The organism is Leptospira dzoumogneensis, from assembly GCF_004770895.1.
Taxonomy (GTDB): Bacteria; Spirochaetota; Leptospiria; order Leptospirales; family Leptospiraceae; genus Leptospira_B; species Leptospira_B dzoumogneensis.
In genome coordinates this window covers 321,308-338,128 of sequence record NZ_RQHS01000019.1, presented here as the reverse complement: position 1 = coordinate 338,128, position 16,821 = coordinate 321,308, and the positions used below count along the sequence as shown (strand labels likewise).

Annotated in this window: 15 protein-coding genes; 10 read left to right on the top strand and 5 right to left on the bottom strand. The window is 40.8% G+C overall.

Translation table 11 applies throughout. From position 1 onward, the window contains the following. Nucleotides 1–2 precede the first annotated feature (2 nt). The 6 genes from yidC (at nt 3) to fumC (ending at nt 9,014) form a co-directional block, all read left to right on the top strand. Nucleotides 3–1,856: a membrane protein insertase YidC gene (yidC, locus tag EHR06_RS15160; protein ID WP_135757771.1), complete on the top strand. Its 1,854-nt coding sequence runs from the start codon at nt 3–5 to the stop codon at nt 1,854–1,856. A gap of 22 nt (nt 1,857–1,878) precedes the next feature. Further along, nucleotides 1,879–2,589 carry an RNA-binding cell elongation regulator Jag/EloR gene (gene jag / locus EHR06_RS15155; protein WP_008590199.1) on the top strand — a complete coding sequence of 237 codons (711 nt, stop codon included), beginning with the start codon at nt 1,879–1,881 and terminating at the stop codon, nt 2,587–2,589. A gap of 6 nt (nt 2,590–2,595) precedes the next feature. Beyond that, nucleotides 2,596–3,972, top strand: a complete 1,377-nt coding sequence (gene mnmE / locus EHR06_RS15150) for a tRNA uridine-5-carboxymethylaminomethyl(34) synthesis GTPase MnmE (RefSeq protein WP_135757770.1) — start codon at nt 2,596–2,598, stop codon at nt 3,970–3,972. 59 nt (nt 3,973–4,031) lie between these two features. Beyond that, nucleotides 4,032–5,294 carry a malic enzyme-like NAD(P)-binding protein gene (locus EHR06_RS15145; RefSeq protein ID WP_135757769.1) on the top strand — a complete coding sequence of 421 codons (1,263 nt, stop codon included), beginning with the start codon at nt 4,032–4,034 and terminating at the stop codon, nt 5,292–5,294. 136 nt (nt 5,295–5,430) lie between these two features. Then, nucleotides 5,431–7,536, top strand: a complete 2,106-nt coding sequence (locus EHR06_RS15140) for a hypothetical protein (protein ID WP_135757768.1) — start codon at nt 5,431–5,433, stop codon at nt 7,534–7,536. Between the two features lie 83 nt (nt 7,537–7,619). Then, entirely contained in the window at nt 7,620–9,014 is a 1,395-nt protein-coding gene (gene fumC / locus EHR06_RS15135) for a class II fumarate hydratase (RefSeq protein ID WP_135757767.1), read from the top strand. Nucleotides 9,015–9,103: 89 nt separating this feature from the next. On the opposite strand, the gene loa22 is transcribed toward fumC, so the two are convergent. Further along, nucleotides 9,104–9,661 (bottom strand): OmpA family outer membrane lipoprotein Loa22, encoded by a 558-nt coding sequence (gene loa22, locus EHR06_RS15130; RefSeq protein WP_135757766.1) that lies wholly within the window; start codon nt 9,659–9,661, stop codon nt 9,104–9,106. 148 nt (nt 9,662–9,809) lie between these two features. Here loa22 and EHR06_RS15125 point away from each other — a divergent pair, with 148 nt between their 5' ends. The 4 genes from EHR06_RS15125 to EHR06_RS15110 are packed head-to-tail and all read left to right on the top strand — an operon-like array spanning nt 9,810 to nt 12,268. Further along, complete coding sequence (locus tag EHR06_RS15125) at nt 9,810–10,748, top strand: RluA family pseudouridine synthase (protein WP_135757765.1); 939 nt, start codon at nt 9,810–9,812, stop codon at nt 10,746–10,748. Nucleotides 10,749–10,781: 33 nt separating this feature from the next. After that, a complete protein-coding gene (locus EHR06_RS15120; protein ID WP_100767623.1) occupies nt 10,782–11,123 on the top strand; it encodes a YkvA family protein in 342 nt (113 codons plus the stop codon). Between the two features lie 12 nt (nt 11,124–11,135). After that, nucleotides 11,136–11,951, top strand: coding sequence for an inositol monophosphatase family protein (locus EHR06_RS15115; RefSeq protein WP_135757764.1), 816 nt, complete (start codon nt 11,136–11,138; stop codon nt 11,949–11,951). Then, complete coding sequence (locus EHR06_RS15110; protein ID WP_135757763.1) at nt 11,948–12,268, top strand: DMT family transporter; 321 nt, start codon at nt 11,948–11,950, stop codon at nt 12,266–12,268. Before EHR06_RS15115 ends, EHR06_RS15110 begins: the two co-directional genes overlap by 4 nt. A gap of 2 nt (nt 12,269–12,270) precedes the next feature. Here the strand turns inward: EHR06_RS15110 and EHR06_RS15105 are convergent, their stop codons facing one another. The 4 genes from EHR06_RS15105 to EHR06_RS15090 are packed head-to-tail and all read right to left on the bottom strand — an operon-like array spanning nt 12,271 to nt 16,721. Beyond that, nucleotides 12,271–13,566, bottom strand: a complete 1,296-nt coding sequence (locus EHR06_RS15105) for a glycosyltransferase family 4 protein (RefSeq protein ID WP_135757762.1) — start codon at nt 13,564–13,566, stop codon at nt 12,271–12,273. Further along, nucleotides 13,550–14,623 carry a glycosyltransferase family 4 protein gene (locus EHR06_RS15100; RefSeq protein WP_135757761.1) on the bottom strand — a complete coding sequence of 358 codons (1,074 nt, stop codon included), beginning with the start codon at nt 14,621–14,623 and terminating at the stop codon, nt 13,550–13,552. The genes EHR06_RS15105 and EHR06_RS15100 overlap by 17 nt, the downstream gene beginning before the upstream one ends. Further along, nucleotides 14,620–15,720 carry a glycosyltransferase gene (locus EHR06_RS15095; protein WP_135757760.1) on the bottom strand — a complete coding sequence of 367 codons (1,101 nt, stop codon included), beginning with the start codon at nt 15,718–15,720 and terminating at the stop codon, nt 14,620–14,622. Before EHR06_RS15095 ends, EHR06_RS15100 begins: the two co-directional genes overlap by 4 nt. After that, nucleotides 15,717–16,721, bottom strand: coding sequence for an LIC_10202 family protein (locus EHR06_RS15090; protein ID WP_100708491.1), 1,005 nt, complete (start codon nt 16,719–16,721; stop codon nt 15,717–15,719). Before EHR06_RS15090 ends, EHR06_RS15095 begins: the two co-directional genes overlap by 4 nt. Nucleotides 16,722–16,821: the final 100 nt, after the last annotated feature.

The window sequence follows — 16,821 nt, the reverse complement described above, 5'->3', positions numbered from 1 at the left end:
GAATGGAAGATAGACAAAACAGACTTTTTCTCGCGTTAATTTTATCCATGGGAGTTTGGTTCTTAGTAACCTATTACTTCAACCCGGAAGCAGGAAAACCGAAACAACAACAGAAGACCGAACAAACTCCTGTTGAAAATAAGGAAAACGTAAAACAGGAAACCAAGGTCGAACCTAAACCTGTTGCTGCGGCTACGAATCCAAAAGATGTAAGAACTTTTACATTCAAAACGGAAGCACATATAGTTGTTCTTTCCAGTTTGGGTGGAAGGATCGAAAAATTCTATATTCGAAACTATAAGAATGTAGAAGGGAACGAGATCAATATCACCAGAGCAGACTTCCAAGAGATCGAAGTAGAAGGTGAGAAGATCAAGGCGATCGAACTTTCCAGAGGAAAAGGTTTCGACTTCAACTTCTCCCATAGAAAAGAAGATGTAGCTACTTCAGAATGGAACCATCTGAATTTTAAAGCGGAAGAGAATAAAGAAGACCAAACTGTTACATTCACTGCTACAGAGAAAGGTGTTCTTCTTAAAAAAGTATTTAGATTCTTCCCTCACGAAAATTATTTCAAAACGGAGATCACAATCTCCAATATCGGAAAAGAAAAACTCTATTTCGGAAATCGCGAAAAACCGGCTTACTTAAGAACTTTCGGAAGTTTGGGACCTCTTCCATTGGAGAGAGAGGCGAATGCTCAGGAACTTTCTAAATTCTTCCGTGTGTATAGAATGGACGGAAGCGAAAAAGACTTCGCTGACGGTGGAGATGCTTGGGGATTCTGGGAAGGAATTCGTAACTTCATCTTCGGGCATCCGAACGGAAACGAGTTTTATAAAGAAGTTTGGAGCAGCGGAGAAGGTGTAGACTATATCGGTTCCGGCAGCCGTTACTTCTTAGCGGCAGCCGATACTTTGAATCACCCTGCAGAAGGAATTCTTTTAGATAATAGAAAGAAAAACGAAACAGGAACTGTTTTAGCTTATTCTAATATCACTTTAGATCCTGGAAAAGAAGAAACTCTTGAATTCGCAAACTATGTTGGAATTAGAGAATGGGACGGGATGTTGTTCAGGGATCCTAAATTGGATCCTTTCAAAAATCCTAAGTCCACTTTTATAGGTTTAAGTGCAGACCTGAACAAATCCTTCAACCAAGGTATTTTTACACCGATCCGAAACGGTATCGTTTGGTTCTTGCAGCAATCTTATAAATACACGATCCCAAGTTACGGTTTCGGTATTCTACTATTTGCATTAGTATTCAAATTAGTCTTCTATCCTCTCAACCAGAAACAGGCAGAGGCAATGAAGAAGATGAGTGCACTTTCTCCTGAACTTAAAAAGTTAAACGAGAAGTATGCGAACGATCCGGCTAAAAAACAAGAGAAGATGCTGGAACTTTACAAAAAGCATAATATGAACCCGCTCTCTCAATTGGGCGGATGTCTTCCTATGCTGATCCAACTTCCTATCTTCTTCGCATTATATGTTGCGTTTGCGGATACGATCGATCTTTGGAAGTCTCCATTCCTTTGGATCTCGGATTTGAGTGAGCCTGATTTTATCTGGACTTCTCCGGCAATTCCGTTCCTTTCTGCGACCGGACTTTCTATTAACTTATTAGTATTATTGATGGTCGGAACTCAGTTCCTTTCTATGAAACTGACATCGGTGCAAACTGACCCGAACCAAAAAATGATGATGTATTTAATGCCTGTTATGATGGTGTTCTTCCTCTGGAGTATGCCGTCCGGACTGACATTGTATTGGACTGTGACTAACGTCCTTTCCATTGCTCAACAGTGGGTAACCAATATTCGTAAGAAAGACGAAACCCCTGTAAAAGTGTGAATTCATATATCGAGGATACGATATGGAAAACTATATTTTCGAAGCCGAAGGAAAAACAAAAGCCGAGGCTGAAGAGATCGCGTTAGAAACCTTAAGACTAGAACCCGGAGACATTCGTTTCGAAACTGTCGAATCCGGTAAGTCTGGATTTTTAGGTTTAACACAAAAAAAACCGGCAGTGGTTCGAGCATTCGTTTCGAACTTCGATATTCCGGCTGAAAAGATCATCCACGGAGTAGTGCTTACACTTCTCCGCAAGATGGGAGTGGAAGCGGAAGTTGTCGGAATGGGAGACGTGGACGGAAAGATCTATATTGAACTTACCAGCCGCGAGTCCGGACTGATTATCGGAAAGAGAGGAGCTACTTTAGACGCTCTTCAATTTTTGGTAAACTTGATGGTGGATTCTAAGATCCGTCACGGTCGTAAGATCGTACTGGATACCGAATCTTACAGAGACAAAAGAGAACTGTCCTTGATCAGATTGAGCAAGTCGGTAGCCTCTTCTGTAGCAAAATCCGGTAAGTCCAAATTACTTGAGCCAATGAATCCTTTCGAGAGAAGGATCGTTCACATGGCTCTTCAAGAGAACGAAAAAGTTTTCACCAGATCGGAAGGGAACGGAACTTATAAAAAAGTTCGCATCATTCCGATGAAAGACAGACACAAGTACAAAGACGTCGTCGATAAAAGTCCTAACGGGGACTTACTCGAGGAAGTAAACGACTACTGATCGGTCGTGGCTGATACGATAGCGGCTATCTCCACAGCTTCCGGGGCCGGTGCCATTGGCATTCTTCGGTTATCCGGACCGGAAGCACTTCCTATCGCCTATAGGCATTTATCCTTTTTTGAAGGAGCCTTTCCACTTTCTTCCATCAAACCTCGTAACGCATACACCTGTCGTTTTGTAGATGGGGAGAAAAAATTAGACCAAGTAGTTTTTATCTATTTCGCAGGACCGAATTCTTTTACCGGAGAAGATCTATGCGAGATACATACTCACGGAAATCCGATCTTACTTAGAGAAGCTTTAGAATGTTTGTTTCGTTCCGGAGCAAGACCGGCCAAACAAGGCGAGTTCACTAAAAGAGCATTCTTAAACGGTAAAATAGATCTAAACGAAGCGGAAGCTATCGGAAGAATTATAGGCGCTCGTTCCAGATTCGAATTGGAGTTGGCCCAAAAGAATGCGTTCGGAGAAATTTCCAGACTCGCTTCGAATCTCAGAAGCCAACTCATCTCTCTCAAAGCGGAATGCGAAGCGGAGATCGATTTTTCCACAGAAGATCTTACATTCGAATCCCTTGAAGAAAGAAAAAAAAGAATTCGTTCTATTTCAGCGATTTGTTCCAACCTTCTCAAAAGATCCAGTGATACGGAAACTCTGCTGGAAAGAAGCAGAGTTGTATTGTATGGAGAACCGAATACCGGCAAGTCCAGTTTGATGAACCTGATCCTGGGAAGAGATCGTTCTATCATTTCCGAAATCCCAGGCACCACTCGAGATTATATCAGTGAGGACTTTTTACTCTCAGGAGTTCCTATCAGACTCATAGATACCGCAGGTGTGAGAGAGACCGGCGATAAGATAGAGAAGATGGGGATTGAAAGAAGTGAGAAAGAATTCTCCCAAGCGGATGTAAGACTTTTCGTGATCGATGTATCTCAGAAGAACGATTGGGACAAGTTTGCAGAAGAGAACAGATCTAAATTAGAAGGCGCCATAGTTGCAGCGAATAAATCGGATATAAGAGATCCAAGCTGGGATCCTGAATATATCTTAAAGAAAAATTATCCTGGCACCGTCCTGGTCGAAGTTTCCTGCAAGTCCAGACAAGGTCTCGATACCTTGGTCTCCGAAATTTCCTTCAAACTACAAGGTTTAGAAAGTTCAGAAGATTATGTCCTTTTGGAAGAAAGGAATAGATTTCATTTTTCTTCTATCACTCGAAGCCTGGAAAACTGTCTTACTTTAATGGAAGAAGGCGCTCCGGCTGAAATTTACATCAAAGAAATAGATTCCGCTTTGGAACAAATCGGAGAAGTAAATGGAAGAGTGGACACCGAAGAAATTTTAGGAAGAATTTTTAGTAAATTCTGCGTTGGGAAATAAGCTCTTTCAGAAATAGAATAGAACCTAGGCCCGATCGTCGAAAAATTGGTTTTATCGTTATGAGAGAAAAATCCCTCGAATATCATTCCCTTCATCCAAAGGGTAAAATACAAGTTGTTCCGACAAAGCCGACTAAAGATTCATTCGACTTATCCTTAGCATACTCACCGGGAGTTGCTTATCCTTGTCTGGAAATTAAAGAAAATCCGGATCTGGTGTATGAATACACCAATAAAGGGAATCTGGTAGGAATTATCACTAACGGAACCGCAATCTTAGGTCTGGGAGATATCGGACCCGCCGCAGGAAAACCTGTGATGGAAGGTAAGGCGGTACTTTTCAAAAAATTCGCTGGGATAGACGTTTTCGACATTGAAGTAGATGCCAAAGATCCGGACGATTTTATTAAAGCAGTCAAGATGCTTGAGCCTACTTTCGGCGGTATCAACCTAGAAGACATTAAGGCACCTGAAAGTTTTTATATAGAAGAAGAACTCATCAAAAGGATGAATATCCCGGTCTTCCATGATGACCAACACGGGACAGCAATTATCACTGTTGCGGGACTTTTGAATGCATTCGAGATCAACAAGAAACGTCCCAGCGATGTAAAGATGGTGGTCTGTGGAGCGGGAGCTGCAGGGATCGCGATCGCAGAATTAGTCCAACATATAGGTATCCGAAAGGAACATATATTCTTAGTGGATACAAAAGGTGTGATCCACACTGAAAGAACGGACCTAAATTCTACCAAACAAAGATACGCTCAGAAAACAAACGCGCGTACTCTTGCAGACGTTATGCAGGATGCGGATATTTTTGTGGGAGTTTCGGTAGCGGACATGGTTACCGAAGACATGGTAAAATCCATGGCTCCGAATCCGGTTATCTTTGCTTTGGCAAACCCTGATCCTGAAATTCCGTATGCAATCGCTAAAAAGGTTCGTCCTGATATTATCATGGGAACCGGAAGAAGCGATATGCCGAACCAAGTGAATAACGTATTAGGTTTCCCATTCATTTTCAGAGGCGCTTTGGATGTAAGAGCCAAACATATTACTCTGGAAATGAAATTGGCTGCGGCTCGTGCATTGGCGGAACTCGCTAGGATGGAAGTTCCGGATGCAGTTAGTCTTGCTTACGGCGGAGAAAAATTCGTATTCGGTCCTGATTATCTGATCCCGAAACCTTTTGATCAAAGGGTATTGTATCATGTGGCTCCTGCAGTTGCAGAAGCAGCAGTCCAAAGTGGAACTGCAAGAAGACCTTATCCAGGAAGGGAAAATTACGTTTCTTTCTTAGAAGGTTTGATGAGGTCTTAAAACGGGGAATCTTTAGAATTTGGCGTCTAAACCCTTAGAACTTGCTCAAGAAAGCATGTATTTGTTTCCGAAAATATTATACTAGCTCGGCTTAAACAAAAAGCCAAATCAAGATCGGAGCAAAAGGGAAGAATTTATGCCCGAAATGGAAAGTAATTCCACGCCCCCGGCTTCGAATCCGCTCTCGGAAGATGGCGTCATTCCGGTAGATCGTATCGATCTGATCCCGGAAGAGGAACTTCGTAACCTTCTTCTCCAAACAACTCCTAAAGCAATGAGGGATTTGGATCTGATCGAGAAGGGAGTGGAGAACTTCTTCTTATTCAATTATTCTCCTTTCGCTCTCGCAAAATTCGAACAGTTACAATTTCTAAAACCCGCGGATCTAAAATATTTCGAAGATAAGAACGGATTCGTTCTCTACCAATATCTATTCGTTTCGGAAGAAACAAAAGAATTAGGATTAGCTAATGTTGCTATCCGTCCAGCTTCCAGAAGAGCGGATCAGATCCAAAAGATCAAGTCGGCTTGTTTAGCTCAGTCTGCGGCCGCGTTTTTACAATTCATCCTCCGGAGAGATATGAATCTAGCGGATAGAAGGTCCGCTGGAGAGTTAAGGGATTGGGTAATAAGACAATACCTGAACACGGATGAGAAAGGAAATCTTTTGGATTTCCAAGATTCCAGAAATCTTCCTTATTCTATGAGGAATGTTAAAACTCTTTCTGTAGAATCTTTTCTACAAAGGAATTTTAAGGTCAGAGAAGATATACTCACTTCTTTAATTTCCCTTTTGAGCAAGAAGCCGAATGAGATCGTTGCATTTTTATCCCAGATCAAAGCGGTCCCGGACGCGTTACTTGCGTTAGAAAAAAGAGGGAGCCGTCCTCCTTTATTAAGACTTCATTTGGAATTCCATGTGATCCAACCTTCTTTAGAAGAACTCGTGGGTGAAACTTCTCTAGATACCAAAAAACCGAATGCAAATGAAGAGACCGAGTTAGAGATCATTTTCGAATTATTTATAGGTTTATCTAGAAAGATCTTAATCTCACTTCTCCCCGGGGAGCAGGTTGGATGGATCAAACCTTCCGGAACCGAACAAGGTCCGGACTATTTAAGAGAATTATCCAAACACCCTGCGTTTACTTCCGGTAAAACTTGGGAAGGCTCCGACATATTTTTACAATCTTTCGATATATTATTAAGTTCCATGTCTTCTCTTTCCAGTTTGAGAAAAGAGTCACTTATCAATTTAGCATTTAGTGATATGGTCATCCGTATCAGAGAATCCAAAGAACCGCTTGTTGTAGATGCCGGTGCTTTAAAGATCAAGGACTCTTCTATCCAAGCAGCAGGCCTGACTAAAACGGAAGTTCTGGATCAGGTGCTGGAAAGATTCAAAACTCGAAATGATATCCTTACTAGAGAAAAAGTAACTGGAGCAGGTCCCGGGATCGTGGCTCTCGCTTTGGAGAATGTGGTTTCTTCTTTTTTAAGTAATAAAGAAAGAAGGACTTCTATCCATACTTTGATCCGCAAGAACGGACAGCCTAAAGGAATTTACGCTTTTCTAAAGGATGTAGTAGAAGGTGTGGATTCCGAAATTGCGATAGATGAGCAGATACGTCTTTCTAAAGCGATTGCAGATTGGGAAAAAGAAACCGAAAAACAAAGACTGAAAGCGATCCAAGATTCCAAATCTATCTTGGTAAAACTTTTGGAATGGATCCTTGGTTTGTTTGGTGTGAATCTTTCTCCTTCTCCTAAAAAAGACATAGAGCCTGCTGACGAATTCCAATCTTCCAAACAAAGTAAGAAGTCTCCAAACAGCGGACCTTCTGCGGAGCCTGAAAAGGAAGCTCCTAAAAAGAAAAAGTCATTGGGAGTCTTAGTAGGTCCTAAGGAAAAATCCACTTTGATCCCGGCGAAAGTCCAGAAAGCGATAGATTACGTGGACCGCAAAAATAACGGAATAATATGGCTGGATGAAGTAGTGAATGCTAGTTCTTCTCCGGAATTCGGAAAAGACAAAGTAGCCGACCTTATGTATTATGACCAGAAGCGGAGATATATCGAGATTCGCTCCATGAATTCTATCCGGCATGTATTTATACGGAAAGAGTTGGAATCCGATTCCGCCTGGTTGGATTCTACCTTGGAATATTTGGAGAATGTCACCGCCAAAAAACCGGAGTTTGCAGCCCTAGCGGATACTCTTCGCAAATTCCGAGACGAGTGATCACTCCAAGTTCTGATTAGGACATTCGTTCCGATCCCGGAAAATCCAACCCGATCAATTCATTACTATTGAACGGAGGATTCATGAAAACTAGAATCGAAACCGACTCCATGGGAGAAATCCAGGTAGACGATTCCAAATACTGGGGCGCTCAAACCGAAAGGTCTCTTCATCACTTTCATATCGGGAACGATCGTTTCCCAAGGGAAATGATCCGTGCTCTTGGAGTTCTTAAAAAATCAGCGGCTATCGTAAACGCTCAGCTTGGTCTTTTGACTGATGAGAAAAAAAATCTGATCGTTCAAGCCGCAGACGAAGTGATCTCCGGAAAATTGGACGAACATTTTCCTCTAAGCGTTTGGCAGACAGGTTCCGGAACCCAAACCAATATGAACTCCAACGAAGTGATCTCCAATCGTGCGATTGAGATTGCAGGAGGAGTAAAAGGTTCTAAAAAACCGATCCATCCGAATGACGATGTAAATAAGGCACAATCTTCTAATGATACTTTTCCTACAGCTATGCATATTGCTGCTGCGGAACAATTAGTGAATAAACTTTTGCCTGCATTAGAACAATTGAAGAATACTCTAAAGAAGAAGTCTGACGAGTTCAAAGATATCATCAAGATAGGAAGAACTCACTTACAGGATGCGACTCCTTTAACTCTTGGACAAGAATTCTCCGGTTACGTAAAACAATTAGAATACAATATTGAAAGAGTGAAGTCCGTTCTTCCTTCGGTATATAGATTGGCTCTTGGCGGAACTGCAGTAGGTACTGGACTAAACACTCACCCTGAATTTGCTGTAAAGGCTGCCGCTCAAATCGCTAAGGAAACCGGACTTCCTTTTACTTCTGCTGAGAACAAATTCGAGGCTTTGGCTGCTCACGATTCTTTAGTAGAAACTCATGGAGTTCTAAAAACGATCGCAGCTTCTTTTATGAAGATCGCAAACGATGTGAGATGGTTGTCTTCAGGTCCTAGATGCGGGATCGGTGAGATCTCTATTCCGGAGAATGAACCGGGATCTTCTATCATGCCTGGAAAAGTGAATCCTACTCAGTCGGAACAAATGACCATGGTAGCTTCTCAAGTGATCGCGAATGATGTAGCTGTGAATATAGGCGGCGCTTCCGGAAACTTCGAGTTGAACGTTTTCAAACCTCTGATCATTCATAATGTTCTGAACTCCATTCGTCTATTAGCGGACTCTGCAGTCTCTTTCGAAGAACATTGTGCGAGAGGAATAGAACCTAATAAGGAAAATATCAAAGAACATTTGAAGAATAGTTTGATGCTTGTGACTGCTCTTAATCCGCATATCGGTTATGATAATGCAGCTAAGATCGCTAAGAACGCTCACAAAAAAGGAACTAGTCTGAAAGAATCCGGAATTGAACTTGGTTTATTGACTTCCGAGCAATTTGACCAATGGGTTCTTCCTGAAAAAATGATCTCTCCAGGTGTGGATTGATAAGGCTTGAAAGTTCTCAAAACCGTATAGGTATAAAAAAAGGCAGTGTTTTCACACTGCCTTTTTAATTCGGATCGAAACCCTACTGATTATTGTTGAACAAACTTGAAGGTTACTCTGCGGTTTTTAGGATCTTTTGCATCTAATCCGGAAACTGGAGAAGAAGAACCTGCGCTCTTAGTAACGATACGATTTGCAGGAATTCCTTGTTTCACTAAGGATTGTTTAACTGCTTTCGCACGAATTTCTCCGTAGAAAACGTTTCCTTTTTTATCGCCTTCTGCTTCTTCAGGTCCTACTTGGTCGGTGTGACCAGTGATCTCTAATGCCCAAGAATCTGGAAGTTTAGAAATTCCGTCTTTAAGAACAGAAATATTAACTTTTGCCCACTCGCTGAAATCTCCCGCGCTAACATCAGCTTTTTTGTAGCTGAATCCTGGACGAGTGATCCCGTCTGGATAGCGGAAGTCTTTAATTTGATTATTGATAGCGTCTGCAGGAGAGTCTACGTTGACGTTACGAGAAGCTGCGGAATTTTGTTCTCCAGGCTCAGGAGCCGCTTGGTCTTTGTTGTCTGCAGAAGAGCAAAGAGCTAAGGAAAAAACCGTTGCACCGATGAGCAGGATATTGAGAATTTTTTTTACCATGTTGTATTCCTTCCTTGATTAGGGTAGGGGTTTATTTCGATGAATTTATCCAAAATATACCTATTCTCGCAAAATGGGAAATCTTTTTTAGACCTCTGTGCGAAAGGGACAGGTTTTCCCTGCTTATATATTTCTTAGGAGAACTATTATGAATCTGGAACTTCATGCCGAAGTTAACGCAGACTCTGAGGGATCCAGACTCGATCGATTTTTAAAGGAGTATCTGGGTGATGAGATCTCCAGAGCTTCCATCCAACATTGGATCGATTCAGGTTGGGTCAAAGATGGATCTGGAAAAATACACCTGAAATCATCTTATAAGGTAAGTCCTGGAGAAAATTTCAATATCTCTGTTCCTCCTAAACCTCCATTGAATTTAACTCCCGTAAAAATGGAGATCGAAGTTTTAAAAGAAACTCCACAGTATCTGATCATTCGAAAACCGGCAGGTATCGCGTCTCATAGTGGACCTGGAGATAGATCGGCTACTTTGGTTAACGGATTGCTCTACAAATTTAGGGAGCTTTCGAGTATCGGAGGAGAGTCAAGACCGGGTATCGTGCATCGTTTGGATAAACCGACGGAAGGAATTATGATCGTTGCTAAGAATGATCAAGCGCATGCGAAACTTTCCGAGTTGTTTAGAAGAAGGAACATTACTAAGAAATATCTTGCCTGGGTCCAGGGCACACTTCCGGAAGGAGAAGGTACGATAGACAGACCTATCGGAAGACATCCAATCGAAAGATTAAAGATGACTGTGACTACTAAAGGTAGAGCCTCGGTTACTCATTATAGGATCTTAAAAACTGCGGTTTCCAAAAATGGTAGAAAGTTCTCTCTGATCGAAGCTGACTTAGAAACAGGAAGAACTCATCAGATCAGGGTCCATTTTCAGAGTCTAAGATGTCCTGTGGTTGGGGACCTTTTATATTCCAGGAACGCCGCACTTTTTGAGAATTATGGACTTTTACTTCTTTCTTATTGGTTAGAATTTAAGGATCCTTTTACGGGAGAAGAAGTGCAGGTTGTTCTAGATCCTCCCCAAAGATTCGAAAATTTCGAAAGTAATTTGGAGAATTTTTAACGGAATTCGGATCGTATATAATAAGTAATACTTATGGAAGAAGATAAAATAGAAAAGATCAAACAAGGTTTTTGGCCTAAAGTAAAGAAGGTCGCGGGAAAGGTCCCTTTTCTTGCGGATGCGATCTCTTTATACTATGCGATGTTGGATCCTTCTACACCCCTGAAAGCAAAACTTACGATCGCGGGTGCACTTGCTTATTTTCTTACACCTTTTGATGCAATTCCGGATATTTTATTTGGAGCAGGTTATATAGACGACGCGGGAGTGGTCGCAGCAGTTTTAGCAGCCGCTTCTATGTATGTAAAAGAAGAACATAAGAAGAAGGCAGCGGATTTTTTAGATTCCAATCCTAAGGGTACCCTGGAGAATTGAAAAACTTCTCCAATGAGCTACCAAAACGAAATCAAGATAAGATACCAACATTTCCTTAACTTCGCCCCGACCATCTCCGAGTTCCTGAAAAAAACTCATGAAAGAGAAGATCTACAAATCTCCTTTAAAGGAAATATAGAATCGGACCTAGTTACGATCGCAGACAAGGGTTCCGAAGAATTGATCGTCTCCGAGATCAGAAAGGCATTCCCTAACGATCATATTTTAGGCGAAGAAGGAAGTAACTACGAAGGAAATTCACAGTTCAAATGGATCATAGATCCGTTAGATGGAACCGTAAATTATTCTCATCGTATTCCTCTCTATTGTTGTTGTATCGGACTAGAAGATCTAGAAACAAGATCAGCAGTGATGGGAATCGTTCCGATGCCGGCATTAGGACATGTTTATCATGCAATGCTGGGAGAAGGTGCATTCAAAGATAAAACTCCTCTCAAAGTTACCCAAACCAAAGAGATCAAAAAAGCACTTTTATGCACAGGCTTTCCTTATGATAGAGAGGAGAAGATAGAACAACTCATGTTCAATCTGAAAAAATTCATCTTAAGATCCCGCGGTGTGAGAAGGACCGGATCCGCAGGTTTAGATATCTGTTGGGTGGCAGAAGGTAAATTCGACGCATTCTGGGAAGAAGATCTGAAACCTTGGGATATGACTGCTGCTGCAGCTATACTTCAGGAGGCAGGCGGAAAATTAAGTACTTATGCGAACAATACATTCCATCCGTACGTGACTAGTTTGATTGCGTCTAATGGAGTATTGCACGAAAAAATGGTGGAGACCTTGCAGGAGTATTTAGACATATGAGTTGGGTTTTCTTAGTATTAGCGGGATTTTTCGAAGTAGGATTTACTACTTGTATGAAACTATCCGACGGTTTTAAGGACTGGAGATACGGCCTAGGATTTTTAGTATTTGCGATTTTGAGCTTTTACTTTTTGAACAAAGCTACTCAGAATATTTCTCTCGGAACTGCTTATGCAGTATGGACCGGAATCGGCGCTGCAGGAACTGTGATCATCGGAATTCTTTCCTTCGGAGATTCAATCAATACTTGGAGGATCTTCTTCCTTTCGACTTTGATATTATCCGTGATCGGATTGAAGTTTTTAGGCGGAGATTGATCTTATTCCGAGTATCTTCTTCTGATACATCTTTCTACGATATGGGCGATCTTTTTTTCCACTATGTCCGGATTGAAGTTCGCCTGAACGTATCTTTTACCATTCAATCCCATCTCTTCTCTTTCTCTGCTATGATTTACTAAATATTCCGCGACCGCGCAAAAGCTGTCTAGATCCGAATAATATAAACCACCGTTACTTCTGAGACAATGCCCTCTTAAAACGTCCGATCTTCCGTTGACTAAGACGGCTTTTTTACGGATCCAAGCCTCCATAATAATAATGGAAAAACTTTCCATTGGAGAAGGATTGATCAGTATATCGGAAGAACGGATGATCTCGTCCTTTGCTTCTTCACTTACGAAACCTAAAGGAGATACATGAGAAAATTTTGATATTCTTTGAAGAAGTTTGGAATCTCCTCTTCCCGCTAGGAGTAGTTTGTCGTTTCGACCGCTTCTTTTCTGCCATTCGGAAAAGTATTGGGCCATCTCCAGCACACCTTTTCCTTCGTCTATTCTTCCCACGTACAAGAACTGGAATGAGTCTTGAGGATTTTTTCTTTCGGAAGTTTTTTTTTCAGTTTCTTCCGGAATTTCCAAATGCATTCCGATCACATTCCCAAGGCTTGGTTCGTATCCGTATAGTTTATGAAATAGATCTTTTTCTTCCGGAGTATTAAAACAATAAGCCGAGTCGTCTTTGAAAAGATTGGAATATACGGATAATTTTGCGGGAGGCTCGTCATGCAATGTTGGAATTACGACGGACTTTTTAGCAACCAAAGGAAGTCCATAGACCATTGGGTAATACAGATAAGAAACGAAAACGAATACATCGTAATCTCTTTCGTTTGTCTCTATGTATTGGATCAGATCAGGACAATATGGACCCTGCATATCCACCCAGATCCTTTCTTTTTCTTCTTGGGAACCTATAGTTTTTCCCGATTCGGAATTTCGAAATAGTTTGTTTGAAAATTTATTAAACTTAGAGATATTCCTTTCTTTATCTACTGAAAACCTTAAAACTCTGATCCGGTTTCCCGGTTCGGGTTCTATCCATTCTCTACTGACCTTCTTCTCTAGATCTTTTCCGAGAAGCACAGGTTCCAGATCTTTGATCGGGATCTGGTTTTTCCAAGTGATATAATCCAAGGAGCGGCTCGCAAGAACAGTCACCTCATAAAACTTGGATAATATTAGAGTATATTGATAGATCAGTTTTTCGGAACCACCTGAAATATGGTCCGAAAAAATAGGAGTAACTACCGCTAATCTTCTACGTGAGTCTAGCAAGGACCGGCCTCAATACTGTTTCTGCGTTGATCTGAGAGAAAGAAGATAAACGTCTTTGTTGGGTCTCAAGGATTAAGTCTTTCCAGCTTCGATCTGTTACCATTTTGTGGGCAAGCTCCACGATCATATCCATTCTTTTTTCTTTAAATAAGATCCCGGCGCCTGAAAGAGTTTCTCCTACCGCGCCGCCGTCGAATGCAAGGATCGGAATATTATGCACCATAGCCTCTAATAACGGAACACAAAATCCTTCATGCTCACTCATGGATAAGAAAAGATCGCAGTTTAGGTACATTGATTTTAATTCTTCGTCGGATAAAAAATCAGTGATGATCACATTCTTTCTCAATTTATAAAAATCGAGCATACGTTCCAATTCTTCTCTGTATAAATACAACTCTTTGGAACTGAATCCTACCATAAAAAGTTGGAATTCAGGACCGTAAGCTTTCAGATAATGGAATGCAAATCGGATCAGATCATCCTGTTTTTTGTTAGGGGCAATTCTTCCTACAAATAAGAAGCGTGGAATATTCGGTCTATTCTTAGGAAAATTTTCCTTAAGAGTTTGTCTTCCTTGGGGAAGTTGGTAAGTGATCGGAAGAACATCCACATTTTCGAAACCCAGATCTACGAGTTCCGATTTATTGTATTCTGAAACTGCGAATACCTTATCGAATTTGTTCCGTAACGATTCCAATTCTTCTCTTCCTTTGCGGAGAAGGTACGTAAGTTTTAGATCGTACTTTTCGAAAAAATGACCCGGTGTTACATTATGATATATTAGGATTTTAGAATTTTTCGGTTTTAGTACGGTTTCCAAAACATCGGAATGGATAGAGTGATGATAAACTATAATATCTTTGCTATTGGAAGAATATGCCTTATACTTTTTTACGAAAGCATCCGTTCCGGGGCCTGTATTCTCCGCATAAATTTCGGAAGAATATCCTATCTTTTTGAAAACGGATTTTAAGGAATTCATTTCATTCGAAATTGCATCCCCTAAATTAAAACCGGCAGCGAATTGATGAACTCCTCTTCTTCTGAAGATCATGAGGCAGCCGCTTCTTTGAATATGAATATTTGTTTTAAAACTCTTCCGTAAGGCATGGAATCATAGTCCATACAAACTTCTCTTCTTTTAGAAGATGCATGAGGACCATCTACAGGGCGGGAAGAAGATTGGGATTCCAATATAAAATGGATCCACTCCGCTAATTTTTCCAAACTGCTTAGGTCTTTTTTTCGGAAAAGATATCCTGCGTCTTTTAATGTTTCCGGAACGGCAGTGCAAGCATATGCAAAAACCGGAATATCATAACTCAATGCTTCCACAAGAGGGATCCCAAAACCTTCGTGTTCGCTCATGCTGATATAGGCATCCATCTCTTCCCAAAATCTGGGTAACTCGGAGTCTTGGACCCCCATTCTGAATTGAACGTTTCCGCCGATCCCAAGTTCTCTTGCCATCTGTTTTAAGTTGGTAAAATAATCTTCGAAAATGTTAGGAACATTTCCGATCAGTAAGATCCTATATTTAGGCTCTATTCTTTTCAGAAAATAAGATAGGAATAGAATATCTTCTATCTTTTTGCTCGGGACCAATCTCCCCACATAACCAAGAGTGTGGCCATTCTTATGATTTCGTTTTTCTCCCTTCCATCCATACTTTCTGACGATTGGAAGAACACTTGAATTTACTATATTCAGATCTTCCAGGTTGGATGCGCTGTATCTGGAACTGGGTAAAAAACGTTCCGTAAATCTTTTCAGTTTATGCAGTTCTAATATGGATTTTTTATAATCCAACTCGAAACTTCTGAAAATATCCTGAGAGACAAAAGGTTTGAAAAACTTAGGCGGGGTTATATTCTGATAACGAACAAATTTTCTGCCGGGAAAAGAAAGAAAAGAATCTATAGGATAACCTGAGCCTCCATATTCCAAAATGTGCATGGAATTAGAGGATAGATTGTTATCGTTACGAAGTTCTTCTGTTTGTAGGGTCTTGATGGAACCATCGCTCAGATCATTTTGACAAACGATCTCTGTCTTGATTCCGGAAGAATTTAGAACTTCCTTTAAACCCTTGATATCGTTCCCGATCCCGTCCTTATCTCTAAATTCGGAAATATGGAGATAAGCATTCATTTTCTGAAACTAAATACCGAGAAACCGTCTCCGGCCTTGGTATCCACTATATTCTTAAAACCTAATTTTTGTAAGAACTCTCTGAATGCAGACTCACTGATCTGAGTCAAAAGGATCGGTTGAAAAGGAGAGACCATTCTATTCGAATAATTGGAATATCTAAAGATGAACTCTGTCCCGCTGGAAGTTTTAGAAGCCAAGGATTTGAAAAGTTTTTCCAAAACCCAATTCGGCAAAAGACATAGATTCGTATTGGAAATAATTTTAGAAGGAAGAGGAGACTCAGGTAGAACTTCTTCAAAGGATAGAAGGGACACTGAATTCGTGATATTTTCTTTGATGTATGAATATTGGGACTTATTCCAAGTAACTGCTTTGAACTCTATCTGAGCCTTTAAGAGTTGTTTTAAGAATTTTCCCCATTCAGGATTGATCGCAAGAACGGAATCCCCGGGATTCAATCTGGAAAGAATAAGAGTTTCACTTTCTTCTAGAGTTTCTTCTTCGTATAAAAATTCGTTGGACCAAACGAATTCAGGGCTGATCTCTTTTTTGAGAGTATAATTTAATTCTACAAACTCGTTATAGAACTTCTCGAATTTACGTTTTAATTTTTCATGATCTCCTCTTAAGAGGATCAATTCATTCAATACGCTGTAGAATGCACGAGTTCTGTTCTCGGAAAGTTTTTTATCTAGAAAAGCATATAGCTCGATCAGTTTGATAAACAACCAACGGATCGGGCCGCGGATGTATTTAAATTTAGGATTAGTGAACTTAGGAGGGGAGATCCCTTTTTCGAATAAATGAGCTGTTTCTGCAGCGTCGAATTCTCTGTATCCTTCAGGGGATTGGGGAGAAAACTTCCAACGAGAAAGACGTTCCAATTCTTCCTTGGAAACTGGTCTTCTCGCAAGCCTGGATTCTATTTCTTCCATGAGCTCGCGGACATTGACCGAGCTGTCCTTGATTTCTATAATATCTGAAGATCTTTCTTCCATGGGGCCCGGACTTTTATTCGATTGTTTTTTTCTTATTCGACAAAACAATCGTATTTTTACTTCGATTTGTTATAGTCCGTCCTAAAACTTTGGCTATCGA